This is a genomic window from Jingyaoa shaoxingensis (assembly GCF_014385005.1).
Classification (GTDB): Bacteria; Bacillota; Clostridia; order Lachnospirales; family Lachnospiraceae; genus Marvinbryantia; species Marvinbryantia shaoxingensis.
The window spans coordinates 555,502-572,330 of the sequence record NZ_JACRSZ010000001.1 but is presented as its reverse complement, the minus strand read 5'-3'; the positions used below and the strand labels follow the sequence as shown (position 1 = coordinate 572,330).

14 protein-coding genes are annotated in these 16,829 nt (G+C 43.2%); 13 read left to right on the top strand and 1 reads right to left on the bottom strand.

Annotated features, from left to right (window positions below; translation table 11 throughout):
• Complete coding sequence (locus H8716_RS02685) at window positions 1-714, top strand: DUF6063 family protein (protein WP_249306987.1); 714 nt, start codon at window positions 1-3, stop codon at window positions 712-714.
• Window positions 707-5,113, top strand: a complete 4,407-nt coding sequence (locus H8716_RS02680; RefSeq protein WP_249306986.1) for a hypothetical protein — start codon at window positions 707-709, stop codon at window positions 5,111-5,113. The genes H8716_RS02685 and H8716_RS02680 overlap by 8 nt, the downstream gene beginning before the upstream one ends.
• 48 nt (window positions 5,114-5,161) lie before the next feature.
• Here the strand turns inward: H8716_RS02680 and H8716_RS02675 are convergent, their stop codons facing one another.
• Entirely contained in the window at window positions 5,162-5,662 is a 501-nt protein-coding gene (locus tag H8716_RS02675) for a hypothetical protein (RefSeq protein ID WP_249306985.1), read from the bottom strand.
• Window positions 5,663-5,880: 218 nt separating this feature from the next.
• Between H8716_RS02675 and H8716_RS02670 the strand changes: the two genes are divergently transcribed.
• From H8716_RS02670 to purN, 11 genes are all read left to right on the top strand, one after another.
• Window positions 5,881-7,464, top strand: coding sequence for a polysaccharide deacetylase family protein (locus H8716_RS02670; protein ID WP_249306984.1), 1,584 nt, complete (start codon window positions 5,881-5,883; stop codon window positions 7,462-7,464).
• Between the two features lie 95 nt (window positions 7,465-7,559).
• Window positions 7,560-9,656: a trigger factor gene (gene tig, locus H8716_RS02665; RefSeq protein WP_249306983.1), complete on the top strand. Its 2,097-nt coding sequence runs from the start codon at window positions 7,560-7,562 to the stop codon at window positions 9,654-9,656.
• Between the two features lie 165 nt (window positions 9,657-9,821).
• The gene (pyrF, locus tag H8716_RS02660; RefSeq protein WP_249306982.1) at window positions 9,822-10,748 is read left to right on the top strand and encodes an orotidine-5'-phosphate decarboxylase; all 927 of its coding nucleotides are present in this window, start codon (window positions 9,822-9,824) and stop codon (window positions 10,746-10,748) included.
• 21 nt (window positions 10,749-10,769) lie between these two features.
• Window positions 10,770-11,447, top strand: coding sequence for an orotate phosphoribosyltransferase (gene pyrE / locus H8716_RS02655; RefSeq protein WP_249306981.1), 678 nt, complete (start codon window positions 10,770-10,772; stop codon window positions 11,445-11,447).
• An 86-nt stretch (window positions 11,448-11,533) separates the two neighbouring features.
• Entirely contained in the window at window positions 11,534-11,686 is a 153-nt protein-coding gene (locus H8716_RS02650; RefSeq protein ID WP_249306980.1) for a hypothetical protein, read from the top strand.
• Window positions 11,687-11,699: 13 nt separating this feature from the next.
• Window positions 11,700-12,161 carry a VanZ family protein gene (locus H8716_RS02645; protein WP_249306979.1) on the top strand — a complete coding sequence of 154 codons (462 nt, stop codon included), beginning with the start codon at window positions 11,700-11,702 and terminating at the stop codon, window positions 12,159-12,161.
• Entirely contained in the window at window positions 12,154-12,468 is a 315-nt protein-coding gene (locus H8716_RS02640; protein WP_249306978.1) for a DUF6142 family protein, read from the top strand. The genes H8716_RS02645 and H8716_RS02640 overlap by 8 nt, the downstream gene beginning before the upstream one ends.
• An 11-nt stretch (window positions 12,469-12,479) precedes the next feature.
• Window positions 12,480-14,543, top strand: coding sequence for an aminopeptidase (locus H8716_RS02635; protein WP_249306977.1), 2,064 nt, complete (start codon window positions 12,480-12,482; stop codon window positions 14,541-14,543).
• 87 nt (window positions 14,544-14,630) lie between these two features.
• Window positions 14,631-15,137 (top strand): 5-(carboxyamino)imidazole ribonucleotide mutase, encoded by a 507-nt coding sequence (gene purE, locus H8716_RS02630; RefSeq protein WP_249306976.1) that lies wholly within the window; start codon window positions 14,631-14,633, stop codon window positions 15,135-15,137.
• A 22-nt stretch (window positions 15,138-15,159) separates the two neighbouring features.
• A complete protein-coding gene (purM, locus tag H8716_RS02625) occupies window positions 15,160-16,185 on the top strand; it encodes a phosphoribosylformylglycinamidine cyclo-ligase (RefSeq protein ID WP_249306975.1) in 1,026 nt (341 codons plus the stop codon).
• Window positions 16,179-16,808 carry a phosphoribosylglycinamide formyltransferase gene (purN, locus tag H8716_RS02620; protein WP_249306974.1) on the top strand — a complete coding sequence of 210 codons (630 nt, stop codon included), beginning with the start codon at window positions 16,179-16,181 and terminating at the stop codon, window positions 16,806-16,808. Before purM ends, purN begins: the two co-directional genes overlap by 7 nt.
• The last annotated feature ends 21 nt before the right edge of the window (window positions 16,809-16,829 follow it).

Genomic DNA, 16,829 nt, shown 5'->3' with positions numbered 1-16,829 from the left:
ATGGCGTACGAAGAGGAAGAAATTCGAACCAGTCAGGAAATATTTTATTATCTTCTGGAACATCATGAATTGAGAGAAGAAAATGAGATGCTTTTATATAAGGCGTATACGGAAGAAGAAACAGTGCGGAACCTGGTAAAATCTCAGGGAGAGATAGCAGGAAGCAGTGTGGAACGCTATGGAAATGTTATTTATCTGATCCCTGGAGAGGAAAATAATTTTCTTGGATTTTCCAAACCACAGCTAAAAAATGCATTGTGCAGATCGGCTGCTACAGATAAAGATTATTATTTGTCCCAGTTTGTAATATTAACGTTGCTTGTTGAATTTTATGACGGGCAGGGAAGCAGCAGCAAATCAAGGGAATACATGCGTGCCGGAGAATTGATGAACTGTGTTTCGGTCCGGCTGAAAGAAGGAATTGTAGAGGAAGACGGAAAAGGAGATACAGCCGGGATTTCTTTTCAGATTTTGTATGAAACCTATGAGGCACTGAAATCAGATGACAGAGGATCCAGAATGAAGACCACAAAAGAAGGGTTTATTTACAATATACTGATGTTTTTACAGAGACAGGGGCTGATTGAGTATGTGGTTCAGGATGAGATGATCAAGACAACGAGAAAACTGGATCACTTTATGGACTGGAATCTTCTGAATCAGAACAATTATGACAGAGTTCTGAGAGTGTTGGGGGTGCACAAAGATGAGTAAGATCAATGCAATACGCCTGATTAATGTAAATTATAATAATAATGCCAACCGCATCAGTGATGAAACACTGTATCTGAATGGAGAAAGTACATTAATTTCTCTTCAGAACGGGGGCGGGAAATCGGTACTGGTGCAGATGCTGACAGCACCATTTGTGCATGCCAGATATCGTAACGCAAAAGACAGACCGTTCGAGAGCTACTTTACGACGAACAAGCCGTCTTTTATTCTGGTGGAATGGGTACTGGATCAGGGGGCAGGCTATGTGCTCACAGGATTGATGGTCAGAAAGTCCCAGGATATGCAGGAAGAGAGCCGGGAAAATCTGGATATTGTGGGGCTTGTCAGTGAATATCAGCAATCCTGCATTCAGGACATTCATCATCTGCCGGTAGTAGAGAAAGGCAGAAAAGAAATGATCCTGAAGAACTATAATTCCTGCAGGCTGCTTTTTGAGACTTATAAAAAAGATAAGGACATGAAATTTTTCTACTATGATCTGACCAATTATGCCCAGTCACGCCAGTATTTTGATAAACTGATGGAATATCAGATCAATTATAAGGAATGGGAAACGATCATAAAGAAAATCAATGTCAAAGAATCCGGTCTGTCAGATTTGTTTGCAGACTGCAGAGATGAAAAAGGACTGACGGAAAAGTGGTTTCTGGAGACAATTGAGAGCAAATTAAATAAAGAGAAGAACCGTATCCGGGAATTTCAGTCCATTCTGGAAAAATATGCCGGACAGTACAAGGATAACCGTTCAAAGATAAAGCGACGGGATCATATCAGGCAGTTTAAGGAAGAGGCAACCGGCATTCAGGAACGGGCAGAAGCATATCAGACAGCAGGTTTGGAAGAGAAAAAGCAGCAAAATAAAATTGCCTGGTTTCTATATGATGTAGATGGTCTGCTGAAAGAGGCGGAAGCAAGGCAGAGAGAATCGGAAGAAAAAACAGAAAAACTGGATAAAGATATTTCCAGAGTGGAATACGAGGAATTTTCCAGCAAAATTCATAAATGCGAGGATGAAAAGAATCATCATCTGGGAAACCGGGATATGATTGATATGGAGCGGGAAAGCATTCAGAAACTGGCAGGTGAGACTGAGAAAAAACTGCATTTGCTGTCGTGTGCAAAACAACAGCAGACAGTAGAAGAAGAAAAAGAAGAACTGGATCTTCTGCGGGAAAAAATTACTGCAGCCAGACAGCAGGGCGAAGATCTGGAACCGGAACGGAAAGCACTTGGATTTTCGCTGAAGACAGTGTATAACGAACGCCTTCAGGCGAATAAGAAACAGCAGGATTTTCAGAAAGACTGTGCACAAAAAGCAGAGAACGAGGCAGCAGAAGAAGCACAGAAGGCAGAAGGTCTGGAAGAGAAAATAAGAGACTGTTTTGGCATCAAAGGGAAACTGGAAAGCCAGATAGAAGCCTACAGCCGTCAGGAGGAGCAGTTTAACAGGAAGTATCAGGAGAAACTGGTTCGAAACATCCTTGGAAACTACGAAGCCGGAACACTGGAAATCCGACAGCAGATTTACAGTCAGGAACTGGCTGATGCAGAGAGAAAGAAAGTAGAAAGTCAGAAAAAAAGGGAGACAGATAAAGAGGCAGTACGCAGTCAGGAGCGCCGGCTGGAAGATCAGCGTGAAGAACTGCTTCAGAAAAAAACAGAGATACAGCGCCAGACAGAGGTGTACGAGCAGTATGAAAAAGAACTGGAAGAACGAAAAGCAGTATTAAAATATCTGGAACTGGAGGAAGGATATCTTCTTGATCGTGACAAGATCCTGATTGCGTCTCAGAGAAAGCTGAAAGAACTGGAAGAATTGCGCAGAAGTCTGGAAAAGGAAGAAGATGCGCTTACAAAAGAGTACCAGGGACTGACAAGCGGGAAAGTAATGGAACTTCCGGAGGAACTGGAAAGAGAACTGGAAAATCTGGATATTCATGCAGTGTATGGTATGGAATGGCTGAAGAGAAACGGATATTCACAGAAGAAAAATCAGGAACTGGTAAGAAAGAATCCATTTTTGCCATATGCCCTGATTTTGTCTGGACAGGAATTGGAGAAACTGGGCAGGAGTGGTAAAAATATCTGTACCTCCTTTCCGGTTCCGATTGTGGAACGGGAAAAAATAGAAGAAATTCAGGAAAAGTATTCGGACAGGATAGCCCGGTTTCCGGGAATCAGTTTTTATATTCTGTTTAATGAAAATCTGCTGGATGAAGAAAAACTACAGACCATGATCTGGGAGAAAAAACAGGAACTGGAAAAAACTGCCCAGGCGATAAGCATTCGGAAAACAGAATATGAAGAATATTTTCAGCGTCAGGAAATAATCAGAAATCAGGATGTGACCAGGAAAAACTGGAAAGAGATACAGGAGAATTTAAAAGAACTTGGAGAAGAACAAAGAAACAAAGAAAAAGAAATCCAGAAACTGGTTCAGGAACTGAATCAGATGAAAAAAGAGCAGGAAGAACTGCTGACATTCATTACAAAGGCAAGTATGGAAATACAGCACCAGAAACAGCGTATAGAGGATTTTGTACAGTTAAGGAAAGATTATGGTCTTTATGAGAGTGACCGTGAAGCACTGGAAAAATGCAAACAAGAAGAAAGACGCTGTCAGGAAGGTCAGAAACGTGCAAAGGAGAGGCAGAAAAAGCTGCTGGAAGAGAAGTGGTCTGCGGAAAACACCTTGAATATGCTGGAACGGGAAGCTGAGAAGCTGAATGAAAAATACAGCAGATATGATGCATATGAGAAAACCGGGCAGTTTACTTTAGAAGCGGGAATGCCGGTGGAACAGATGGAAGCACGCTATGAGGCGATTACATCTGTTCTTTCTCAGGAACTGAAAGATCTGGAAGAGCAGGAGAGAAGGACAGTTGTGCGTTTTCAGCGTGAGAAAGAGGAACTGGAACATCTTCAGAAAAAGTACAGACTGGACCCGGGACAGTGGGAGCAAATCATTTATGACAGAAAAGAAGAGACTCATCAGGAAAGTGTTCTGGAAGATTATCAGAGAAAAATTCAGACAAAGGACATGCTTTGGAATCAGGCAGATAAAAATGCAGCAATCGCCCAGAGTAAAATTGTGGAACTGATGAAAAATATGCTTTCTGTATGTGGAATGGAAACGCCATTACCAAGAAATACGATTCAGGGACAGGATTTTCAGGCAAGGCGCAGCCAACTCCTTTATGAAAAAGGAGAAGAAGAAAAGCGTCTTAAATTCTGGAATAAAAAGATTCAGAGCTATGAAGAAAATTTGACGGCGCTTTCAGAATATACGGATCTGATTCCGAAAGAAGCAGAAGACCGAGTCACGGTGTCGGGAGATATAACAGCAGAAGACCTGAGAATTTTTAAGGGAACGTTGGTAAGAGATTATAATCAGAAAATGAAAGATACTGGCAGGAAGAAGGAAGAGATGGTTCAACTTCTGAATAAGATTATCCGTATGGAAGTTTTTGAGGAAGATTTTTACAGGAAACCTCTGGAGCAGATGTTGGAACTTTCTGATCAGGCAGATCGTGTTCTGATGCAGCTGCGTACAACGATACAGTCTTATGACAGCCTTATGGAAAAACTGGAGATAGATATTTCTGTAGTAGAAAGGGAGAAGGAACGTATTGTAGAACTTATGGAGGATTATATTCTGGAAATTCACAGAAATCTGGGAAAAATTGACCATAATTCTACGATCACCATTCGAGACAGAAATATCAAAATGTTAAAAATTCAGATCCCTGACTGGGAGGAAAATGAAGGAATCTATCATCTGCGGCTGGAAGATTTTGTAGATAAAATCACGATGGAAGGTGTGGAACTCTTTGAAAAAAATGAAAATGCCCAGGAATTTTTCGGATCGGCAGTTACCACAAGAAATCTCTATGATCAAGTCGTTGGAGTCGGAAATGTGCAGATTCATCTATACAAAATTGAAGCACAGCGGGAATATCCGATTACATGGAAGGAAGTTTCCAGAAATTCAGGAGGTGAAGGCTTTTTATCTGCATTTGTGATTTTATCCAGCCTGCTCTATTATATGAGAAGGGATGATACGGATATTTTTGCAGATAAAAATGAAGGAAAAGTCCTCATTATGGATAATCCGTTTGCACAGACGAATGCTTCGCACCTGTTGATTCCACTGATGGATATGGCAAGAAAAACAAATACACAGCTTATTTGTCTGACCGGACTGGGTGGAGATTCGATTTATAACAGATTTGACAATATTTATGTTCTGAATCTGATTGCGGCAAGTCTCAGAGGTGGACTGCAATATCTGAAAGCAGAGCATAAGAGAGGTAAAGAGCCGGATGAACTGATCACTGCCAGAATTCAGGTGGGAGGGCAGATGGAACTGATGTTTTAAAGCAGAATAAAAAAAGACCGGTACAGTGTGACCGGCCTTTTTCATGCTTTATTTTTTCTTTTTGGATTTTGCAGATTTGTTTGCTTCTGCTTCTTTATCCAGAGTATTCTGTGCCTTACTGCGGATCTTTGCGAAAAATCCTTTTTTCTTCACAGGCTGCTCCAGCGGACCTCTTACTCCACGGACATCAGTAATGTAAATACCGCTTACGGTTGCTTTTACTTCCTTTTTTACTGGAATGACGTCATACACTTTTGCGTCAGCAACCAGTGTCATGATTCTCGGTCCAACTTTTGCTTTTACAATCGGAAGTTTGGAACGTCTCATAAGCTTTGGAGTCTGGTCGATGACCATCTGAGGGAGTCCGGAGTCTTTTAAGCGAAGCATCTTCTTGTCAATTATCAGCATGGAAACGGTCTGTTTCACAGCCTCCATCTGTTCCATCTGCTCGGCCTGTTTCTTCTGGGCTTTTCTGCCGAAATAATACAGGACTCCGAGAGCAACGACCAAAACGACAAGAATAATGATTAATACGTTAAGTAAAGTCATTTTTCCCCTCCTCTAAATTCGCTTTTTCTATTCTAACATTCTTTTTTTAAAAGTGCAATAAGCATTCTGATATCTATGAAAAATCTGTGATATTATTGTTTTTTGGGAAGACTTATGGTAAAGTAGATTAGAATATGTGTAACTGTTCAGAAGCTGTTGTCCCGCGAGGTGAAAGTACTGAACAGATACGAATATGTGCAATGAAGGGATGAATGCTTATGGGGTATGATGAAGACACACAGGCACGGGCTGCGAGAAGGAAGAAGCGTAAGAGAAGACAAAGGACGATGGGGGTTCTGATTTTTCTTTTTCTGATTCTGGTCATAGCAGGAGTTGGCTATTATATTGTTTTTGGTAACAGCAAAGTAAATCCGGAATTGATAAAGAACGGTTTGGGAACAGCAGGGAATGCAGTGTCCGGATTGATTCGGACGGGCAAAGATGCACTGCCTGACAGTATAAAAGAGAAACTTCCGTCCGGATGGTTTGAGACTGAGACGGAGAGTGAAACGGAGACAGAAGCACCGACAGAGACGGAAACCGAGACAGAGGATCATTCTGATGAAGAGGCAGCACAGTTGATTGCTGAAGCTGACGCCATGGCAGTATCTTATGACTACGACGGTGCAGCGAAGCATCTGAAGGCTTCTGATTTATATGCAGTCAGAACAGATCTGCAGCAAAAGGTATCCGAGTATAAGACACAGAAGGCAGCATGCGTGGCAATTGCACCGGAAGATGTTACTCATGTTTTCTATCATACATTAGTAGTAGATCCATCTAAGGCATTTAATCCGGATCTGGATGGTTATGCAGGATGGCAGCAGTGGATGACTACCATTTCAGAATTTGATGAGATTACGCAGGAAATGTATGACAGGGGTTATGTGCTGGTAAGTATTCACGATCTGATTAAGAAGACTACGAATGAAGACGGATCGGTAACGATTGAGCCAAATAACATTTATCTGCCAGAAGGAAAGAAGGCATTTGTACTTTCACTGGATGATCTGTGTTATTACCATACCTATGACAATCATGGGGTAGCATCAAAGATTGTTCTGGATGAGAATGGCAAGCCTACCTGTGAGTATGTGCAGGATGACGGTACCGTGGTGACAGGTGCCTATGATGCAGTGCCGAGATTGGATGCCTTCCTGGAAGAACATCCGGATGGATGCTATAAGGGAGCAAGAGGTATTATTGCTCTTACAGGTTATAATGGAATTCTGGGATATCGTACAGACGGAACATACAGTGAAGACCACAATACAAATTCAGAGGTTTACTACAGGGATGATCTTCAGTCAGAATGGCTGGCGAACCATCCGGATTTTGACTGGGAGCAGGAATGTGAAGACGCTAAAAAAGTGGTAGAGGCTATGAAAGCTGACGGATGGGAATTTGCAAGCCACACTTGGGGTCATAAGAATGTAGGCGAGACCGATTATGATGATCTGGTGAGAGATACTGAGAGGTGGTTTGAATATGTATCACCATTGATTGGTGAGACAGATGCCATTATTTTTGCTCATGGAGCAGATATTTCTTCCAGTGGTTATACAGAAGATAATGCAAAATATACTTATTTTAAGAGTAAGGGATTTGATATTTACTGTCCTGTAGACTCTGTACCTTATACTACGACAGTAACATCTGAATATCTGCATCAGGGAAGAAGAAATCTGGACGGTTATCGTATTTATAATGATGCGATTTCAGATAATCCAATGACAGCAGATTTATTTGATGCCAGCAAAGTACTGGATCCTGACAGACCACTTCCGGTGCCGGATCTTTAAATTCGGTCAGGAATATTATGAAGATATGTAACAGGGCGGAGCCTTTTGCATAAAGAGGGATAGAATCAAAGTGTGGAAGAAGAGAGGATAGGAAAATGAAAAGAAAATCAGTAGTAGCATTACTGGCATGTGTTGCGCTTGCAGCAACCGGATGCGCCGGTAATGAAAAAGAGACGGAAAAAGCAGCCACAGAGGCAGCCACCGAAGCCGTAACAACAGAAGCGGAATCTGAGACGGCAAGCGAAGCTGAAACCACAGAAGCTGTAACAGAGGAAGTAACCACAGAAGCGGCATCAGAAACAGAGACAGAAACCGAAGAAGCAACCACAGAAGCAGCATCAGAAACAGAGACAGAAACCGAAGAAGCAACAACGGAAGCAGCATCTGAGGCAGAGCCAGAAACCGAAGAAGCAACAACGGAAGCAGCATCTGAGACAGAGACAGAAACCGAAGAAGCAACAACAGAGGCGGCATCTGAGACAGAGACAGAAACCGAAGAAGCAACAACGGAAGCAGCATCTGAGACAGAAACCGAAGAAGCAACAACGGAAGCAGCATCTGAGACAGAGACAGAAACCGAAGAAGCAACAACAGAAGCAGCATCTGAGACAGAGACAGAAACCGAAGAAGCAACAACGGAAGCAGCATCTGAGACAGAGACAGAAACCGAAGAAGCAACAACGGAAGCAGCATCTGAGACAGAGACAGAAACCGAAGAAGCAACAACGGAAGCAGCATCTGAGACAGAGACAGAAACCGAAGAAGCAACAACGGAAGCAGCATCTGAGACAGAGACAGAAACCGAAGAAGCAACAACGGAAGCAGCATCTGAGACAGAGACAGAAACCGAAGAAGCAACAACGGAAGCAGCATCTGAGACAGAGACAGAAACCGAAGAAGCAACAACAGAAGCAGCATCTGAGACAGAGACAGAAACCGAAGAAGCAACTACAGAGGCGTCATCTGAGACAGAGAGTGAAAGCGAAACAGGCACAGAAGATGTTTCTGAAGAGGAATCTGAGACAGAATTCAATGTGGAAGATCTGCCGGTATATGATGCAAGCGAATATGTAACACTTGGTGAATATAAGGGAATGACAGTAGAAGTTGACCCTGTAGAAGTTACAGATGAGCAGGTAATGGATAAGATTGCATCAGAGACAAAGCAGACTCTGACAGAGGGTACCGTAGAAGATGGTGACACTGTTAATATTGACTATGTAGGAAAAATTGACGGAGAAGAATTCGATGGCGGAAGTGCGGAAGGATACGATCTGGAGATTGGTTCCTGCACATTCATCGATGGATTCGAAGATGGCATTATTGGTATGCAGGTTGGAGAAACCAAGGATCTGGAACTTACATTCCCAGAAGATTATCACAGCGAAGATCTGGCTGGTAAGGATGTTGTATTTACTGTAACTGTAAATTCTATCTCCCGTGTTCCGGAACTGACAGATGAAGTGGCAGACAGCGTGGTAGAAGGTATGACAGCAGAAGCATATCAGGAAAGTGTTCGCCAGGAGCTGGAAGATTCTGCAAAAGAATCACAGAAGTCAGATGCACAGCAGAAGCTTCTCCAGGCAGTATACGATAATGCAACCATCAGCGGATATCCGGAAGAAAACCTGCAGTATACGATCAACCGTGCAAAGAATTACTATGAATGGCTGGCAAGTATGTACGGAATGACACTGGATGATTACCTGACAAACTACGGTATGACTCAGGATGAGTTTATGGAACAGATTCAGCCGGTAGCAGAAGAAGCACTTGGTGAAGAAATGACCTTACTTGCTATTGCAGAAGAAGAAAGCATCGAAGTATCTGATGAAGAATATCAGGCTGGACTGGCAAGATATGCAGAAGCACAGGGAATGGATGATCCATCCAAACTGGAAGAAGCATATGGCGAAAACTACATCAGAAACAGTCTGCTTCAGGAAAAAGTTCTGAACTTCTTATATGAGAATGCAACTATTGAAGAAGTAAAAGAAACAGAAGCAGAGTCTGATACTGAAGAAGTGGAATCTGATACTGAAGAAGCAACAGAAGCAGAGTCTGAAACAGAGACAGACAGTGAAGAAGTATCTGAAACTGAGTCAGAATCAGAGGCGGATACAGAAAGCACATCTGAGACAGAGAGCGAGACAACATCTGAGACAGAAACAGGATCTGAGACAGAGGCATAAAACAATAAAACAAGGAATATGGAATTGCCTGTAAAGACTTTCTTTACAGGCAGTTTTCATATGTGGTATTATCAGATATGAGATAACTGCCCTTTGGCGTGCAGTGAGGAGCAAAATGCCGGTGGCATTTTTGAAGAAATAAGGAAAAGATAACGGAGGCATAACATGATTCAGAAACTGATCAGTAATATTCAGAAAACCAAGGCACCAATTGTAGTAGGCTTAGATCCTATGCTGAATTATATACCACAGCAGGTAAAGGATAAGGCATTTCAGGAATTTGGAGAGACACTGGAAGGTGCTGCAGAGGCCATCTGGCAGTATAATAAAGAGATCGTTGACTGTACATATGATCTGATTCCGGCAGTGAAGCCACAGATTGCCATGTATGAGCAGTTTGGAATAGAAGGTATGAAGGCATTCAAGAAGACCGTAGATTACTGCAAGTCCAAAGGACTGGTGGTAATCGGAGATGTGAAGCGTGGTGACATCGGTTCTACATCAGCAGCCTATGCAACAGGACATCTGGGAAAAGTTCAGGTAGGAAGCAAGACATACAGTGCTTTTGACGAAGATTTTGCTACTGTGAATCCATATCTGGGATCCGATGGAATTAAGCCATTTATGGAAGTATGTAAGGAAGAAAAGAAAGGTCTGTTTATCCTGGTAAAGACGTCCAATCCATCCAGCGGGGAATTTCAGGATCAGTTGATTAATGGAAAACCACTTTATGAAATGGTGGGCGAAAAGGTTGCACAGTGGGGTGAGGAATGTATGGGAGACCAGTACAGCTATATCGGAGCAGTTGTTGGTGCAACTTATCCGGAGATGGGAAAGGTGCTGCGTAAGGTAATGCCGAAGTCCTACATTCTGGTTCCCGGCTATGGTGCACAGGGGGGAAAAGGCGCAGATCTGGTACACTTCTTTAATGAAGACGGACTGGGTGCCATTGTAAATTCATCCAGAGGTATTATCGCAGCGTACAAGCAGGAAAAATATGCGAAGTATGGAGCAGAGCATTTTGGAGAAGCAAGCCGTGCGGCAGTAGAAGACATGGTAACAGATATTAATCAGGCACTGGAGAACAGATAAAGAAAAGAGGAGACAGGCAAGATGGAACAGTATAAGCAGGAATTTATTGAATTTATGGTAGACAGCCAGGTATTAAAATTTGGCGAATTTACATTAAAGAGCGGAAGAAAGTCTCCGTTCTTCATGAATGCAGGTGCCTATGTGACAGGCACACAGCTTCGCAAGCTGGGAGAATATTATGCAAAGGCAATCCATGATAATTACGGACTGGATTTTGATGTGCTTTTCGGACCGGCATACAAGGGAATCCCACTCAGCGTGGCAACCACTATGGCAATCAGTGAATTATATGGAAAAGATATTCGTTACTGCTCTAACCGCAAGGAAGTAAAAGACCACGGAGACACCGGTATCCTTCTGGGAAGCAAGTTAAAAGACGGAGACAGAGTGGTTATCATTGAGGATGTTACTACATCCGGTAAATCTATCGAAGAGACCTTCCCGATCTTAAAAGAGCAGGCGAATGTGGAGATCAAAGGACTGATGGTATCCCTGAACCGTATGGAAGTCGGAAAGGGCGGCGAGAAGAGCGCACTGGATGAGATTCAGGAGAAATACGGTTTTCCGGCACATGCCATCGTGACTATGGAAGAAGTGGTAGAGAGACTGTACAATCAGGAGTGTCAGGGGAAAATTGTGATCAATGACAGTATAAAAGCAGCGATCGATTCATATTATGAACAGTATGGTGCAAAATAAGAAGATAAGTACTGAACAGATACGAAGATAACAGGTGCTGTGTGCCGGTGGTACATGGCACCGTCAGGTAAAAAGGAGACTTGTATATGAACGAAAAAGTATATCGCAGCATGAGTCTGTCCGGAGCATGTAACATTGCTGTAGGAATTGTAATCCTGGTAGTGGGAATCGTTGCAGGCGTTATGGCAATTATATCTGGAGCAGGACTGCTTAAGACCAAGAAGAATATTATGTTCTAACAGGGGTTTTACCGTGAAAAAAGAAACGAAGAAAAAAATCCAGATTGTCAGTGCGGGTCTGTTTTTGCTATATCTGATATGTCTGACGTACTTTCTCTTTTTTGCAGAAAGTCTGGGCAGAAGTTATGCGGAAAGAGAATACACTTACAATCTGCATTTGTTTAAAGAGATTGCCAGATTCTGGAATTACAGAGAAGAACTGGGCATGGCGGCAGTGTTGGCAAATATTGTCGGCAATGTAGTATGTTTTGTCCCGTTTGGAGCGTTTCTTCCGGTACTGAACCGAAAAGCCAGGAATTTTTTTATGATACTGGCACTTTCTTTTGAGTTCAGCCTTTTGGTAGAATGCACACAGCTGATTTCCAAAGTTGGCAGTTTTGATGTTGATGACTTGTTCTTGAATACCCTGGGAGGGGTAATTGGATTTTTCATATTTACTGTTTGCAACAGAATGAGGAGAAAACATTATGGCTAAGAAAATGATGTATTCTTTTGAGGAAAAGAAAGATCCGGCAGATGGAATTGTATCCACAATTATGGGAATCCTGTCTCTGGTATTGTTGATAGCGGCTGTATATTCTTCTTATTATATGAGAGGAAATGCAGGGATCTATGCAGGAGCAATGGGGATATCCGGGATACTGTTTGCTTTTGTCGGATTTATCATTGGTGTGAAGAGTTTTTCCGGAAAGAATATCAGATATAAATATCCGAAGATCGGATCCATCATGTGCGGGATTGTATTTGTCGTATGGCTTGGAGTAGTACTTGGTGGAGCATAAGGAGAGAAAATATGCAGCAGATTGATGAGATTAAAAAAGAAAGAATGGAACTGGCGTCTGAGCGGATCAGCGAGATTGCAGGAGAAACCAGTGTTCCGGCTCCCTACGGACGATATTTCCGTGAGGAGGCACTGTTTATTGTACAGATGCTGAATCTGGCAGAACAGATAGGAAAGCATGAGACACAGCAGTGGTCACTGGAAGAATGGCAGCGGTGCAATGAAAGTATCTATGCAGATATCCTGCCGGTACAGTATGAAACCTGTTTTGGTAATCCAGAGTATGCAGTGAAGGAACTGGGAGAAGTGCATGGAAGAATTCTGTCGTTCCTGTATACAGAGATCCGTGGTTTGATCGTTTTTGCTTTTGAGCAGAGATGGGAAGACATTCTGATCCTGTGTGAGCTTTTTATTGAAGTATATAACTGCTTTGAAGAAGAGGAACTGCCGACTTACCGGCAGATCCAGCAGATTGTATACTGGTATGTCAGTGATTACAGTGATCAGACGATTACTTACCGTATTCGTGAGGCTGTCGATCCGTCACTGGATTTTGCTGCCAGAATCATTATGGAAGAGGATCTGAGTGACCTGCGATACCTGTATAAGTACGGAGAATATATAACAGACAGTATTGTGGATACGGCTCGTTTCCTGAACAGCCTTCCACAGGAAGAGATCGACCGGATCGCTTCAGTCTATACCGAAGGATACCGTATGGGATTCGTACTGGGAAACAAGGATCTGTCCAAAAAGAAAACGGTCAATATCCGCTATATTCTGGGATTTGAACGGATTATTCGCAAAGCCATTGAGAACTTTGCACAGATGGGGCTGAAACCGGCGATTTACCGCAGTGCGGTGAACAGTATTAATAAGAGAGAACACATACGCATCGGTTATTACGGAGCGATTCCGAACAAGCAGTTTGAGTATGACCATAAGGGAGATGCGGCAATCTATCTGGACCGTGCTTTTATGGAGCGTAAGCTGGGGGTTCTGCGAAGTGCCTATGAAGAATATAAAGAACTTGCCAATACTCATGCGGGACCTGCCTGTATAGAGACCTTTGGTGAAGTACCGTTTGTACCGGTGAACAAAGAAGCTGCATACCGGCTGTCAGAAAAACAACAGAAGCTGTCTGTAGAGATTGCCAATGAGACGGCACAGATCACAAACCGTTATATTATTGGTGAAGAACGCAGCTTTACGATTATCGCATTCCCGGTTCCGGAGATCGGAGAGAAGTTCGAAGAGATTTTTGCAGAGACTGTGAAGATCAATACACTGGATTATCAGTTATATCAGAGAATTCAGCAGACTATCATCAATGCATTGGATCGTGGCAAAAAAGTCCATATTCAGGGAAAAGGCGTGAACAAAACAGATCTGACTGTCAGCCTGATCGATCTGAGAAACTCGGAGAAAGAAACAATCTTTGAAAACTGTGTGGCAGATGTGAACATTCCTGTGGGAGAAGTCTTTACATCACCTCGTCTGGCAGGAACCAACGGTGTGCTTCATGTCAGCGAAGTGTATCTGAATGAACTGCGTTACGAGAATCTGGAGATTACTTTTAAAGATGGTATGATTGCTGATTACACCTGCAGTAACTTTAAAACAGAAGAAGAAAACAGAAAATACGTCAGAGAAAATGTGCTGTATCATCATGATACACTGCCAATGGGAGAGTTTGCCATTGGTACCAATACGACTGCGTATGTAATGGCAGAAAAGTATGGAATCGGTGATAAACTTCCGATTTTGATTGCAGAGAAGATGGGTCCACATTTTGCAGTGGGAGATACCTGTTACAGCTGGTCAGAGGATACTCCGGTATTTAACCCAGATGGAAAAGAGATCATTGCCAGAGACAATGAGGTATCGATTCTGAGAAAAGAAGATCTGTCAAAGGCCTATTTTGGATGCCACACAGATATCACCATTCCATATAAGGAACTGGGACGCCTTGCTGTGCTGGATGAGGAGGGCCGTGAGACTGTTATTATAGAAGATGGACGATTTGTTTTACCGGGTACAGAGGAACTGAACAAACCATTATCCAACCTCCCGTGAATCGGTTGACAAGGAGAAAAAACGTTAGTAAAATAAGGCTTTAGAAGAATGTTAAATAAAAGTTCAAGTATAAAAGGAGAATGTACAATGACAAAAGTCGGTATTGTAATGGGAAGCGACTCAGATATGCCTGTTATGGCAAAAGCCGCTGATATTTTGGAAAAGCTTGGTGTGGAGTATGAGATGACAATTATCTCCGCACACAGAGAACCGGATGTATTTTTTGAGTATGCGAAATCAGCAGAATCCAAAGGATGGAAAGTCATCATTGCAGGAGCAGGCATGGCTGCACATCTTCCGGGTATGTGCGCAGCTATATTCCCGATGCCGGTCATTGGCATTCCGATGCATACCACTTCTCTTGGAGGAAGAGATTCCCTGTATTCTATCGTACAGATGCCATCCGGCATCCCGGTAGCTACGGTAGCAATTAACGGTGGAGCCAATGCAGGGCTTCTGGCAGCCAAGATTCTGGCAACTTCTGATCCGGAATTACTTCAGAGACTGAAGGATTATTCACAGGAATTAAAGGAACAGGTAGAAGCAAAAGCAGAAAAGCTGGCAAAAGTAGGATACAAAGAATATACAAAATAGAATAAAGCAGAGGAGAACGGCTATGGATTACAAGAACGCAGGTGTGGATATTGAAGCAGGATACAAGTCAGTAGAACTGATGAAGGAATCAGTAAAGAGAACCATGAGAGAAGAAGTCCTTGGAGGGCTTGGTGGTTTCTCAGGAGCATTTTCACTGGCCAAGATCAAGAACATGGAGGAACCGGTGCTGTTATCCGGTACAGACGGATGCGGAACCAAAGTAAAGCTGGCTTTTATTATGGATAAGCATGATACCATCGGTATTGATGCAGTGGCAATGTGTGTGAACGATATTGCCTGTGCAGGCGGCGAACCACTGTTTTTCCTGGATTATATTGCATGTGGTAAGAATTATCCGGAAAAGATTGCTTCTATCGTAAGCGGTGTGGCAGAAGGATGCGTACAGTCTGACTGCGCACTGATCGGTGGAGAGACAGCAGAACATCCTGGACTGATGCCGGAAAATGACTACGATCTGGCTGGCTTTGCAGTTGGTGTGGCAGATAAGAAGGATATGATTACCGGAGAACATATCAAGGCAGGAGACACCCTGATCGGTATCGCATCCACAGGTGTACATAGCAATGGATTTTCTCTGGTTCGTAAAGTTTTCAAGATGGACAAAGAGACACTGAATACCTATCATGAAGAATTAGGCAAGACTCTGGGTGAGGCACTTCTGGCTCCTACCAGAATCTATGTAAAAGCACTGCGCAGCGTAAAAGAAGCCGGTGTGACCATCAAGGGATGCAGCCATATCACGGGTGGCGGTTTCTATGAGAATATTCCGAGAATGCTTCAGGACGGCGTGAAGGCAGTTGTGAAAAAGGACAGCTACGAAGTCCCGGCAATCTTCAGGATGCTGGCAAGAGAAGGTCAGATTGAAGAACAGATGATGTACAATACTTTCAATATGGGTATCGGTATGGTACTGGCAGTGGATCCGGCAGATGTAGAGAAGACACTGGCAGCACTTGAGAAGACCGGTGACAAAGCATATGTGATTGGTGAAATCGCAGACGGAGAAAAGGGTGTAGAATTATGCTAAAACTTGCAGTCCTGGTTTCCGGAGGCGGCACCAATCTGCAGGCAATTATAGACGGAATCGCGAACGGAACCATTACAAACACAGAAATCAGTGTAGTAATCAGTAACAATCAGAATGCCTATGCACTGGAGCGTGCGAAGGCAGCAGGGATCCCGGCGGTCTGCGTATCCCCGAAGAATTATGCAGACAGGGATGCCTTTAATCATGCATTGCTTCAGACCATTCAGTCCTATGAACCTGGACTGGTTGTTCTGGCAGGCTGCCTGGTAGTGATTCCTGAGATTATGATTCAGGCATATCCGAATAAGATCATTAATATCCATCCTTCCCTGATTCCGTCTTTTTGCGGTACAGGATATTACGGACTGAAGGTGCATGAAAAGGCACTGGAACGAGGTGTAAAGGTGACGGGTGCAACGGTTCATTTTGTGGATGAGGGTACAGACACCGGCCCGATTATTCTGCAGAAGGCCGTGGAGATACAGCAGGGAGATACTCCGAAAGTTCTCCAGCAGAGAGTCATGGAGCAGGCAGAATGGGTAATTATGCCCAAGGCCATCGATCTGATTGCCAATAACCGTATAAAGGTACAGGATGGAAAGGTAAGTTTCGTATCTGCCTGAGACTTTCGCAGATACAACGAT

Coding starts and splice junctions, on each gene's coding strand:
- H8716_RS02640 (WP_249306978.1), top strand. CDS start 12,154: ATGGCTAAGAAAATGATGTATTCTTTTGAGGAAAAGAAAGATCCGGCA.
- pyrE (WP_249306981.1), top strand. CDS start 10,770: ATGGAACAGTATAAGCAGGAATTTATTGAATTTATGGTAGACAGCCAG.
- purE (WP_249306976.1), top strand. CDS start 14,631: ATGACAAAAGTCGGTATTGTAATGGGAAGCGACTCAGATATGCCTGTT.
- purN (WP_249306974.1), top strand. CDS start 16,179: ATGCTAAAACTTGCAGTCCTGGTTTCCGGAGGCGGCACCAATCTGCAG.
- pyrF (WP_249306982.1), top strand. CDS start 9,822: ATGATTCAGAAACTGATCAGTAATATTCAGAAAACCAAGGCACCAATT.
- purM (WP_249306975.1), top strand. CDS start 15,160: ATGGATTACAAGAACGCAGGTGTGGATATTGAAGCAGGATACAAGTCA.
- tig (WP_249306983.1), top strand. CDS start 7,560: ATGAAAAGAAAATCAGTAGTAGCATTACTGGCATGTGTTGCGCTTGCA.
- H8716_RS02670 (WP_249306984.1), top strand. CDS start 5,881: ATGGGGTATGATGAAGACACACAGGCACGGGCTGCGAGAAGGAAGAAG.
- H8716_RS02635 (WP_249306977.1), top strand. CDS start 12,480: ATGCAGCAGATTGATGAGATTAAAAAAGAAAGAATGGAACTGGCGTCT.
- H8716_RS02675 (WP_249306985.1), bottom strand. CDS start 5,662: ATGACTTTACTTAACGTATTAATCATTATTCTTGTCGTTTTGGTCGTT.
- H8716_RS02650 (WP_249306980.1), top strand. CDS start 11,534: ATGAACGAAAAAGTATATCGCAGCATGAGTCTGTCCGGAGCATGTAAC.
- H8716_RS02680 (WP_249306986.1), top strand. CDS start 707: ATGAGTAAGATCAATGCAATACGCCTGATTAATGTAAATTATAATAAT.
- H8716_RS02685 (WP_249306987.1), top strand. CDS start 1: ATGGCGTACGAAGAGGAAGAAATTCGAACCAGTCAGGAAATATTTTAT.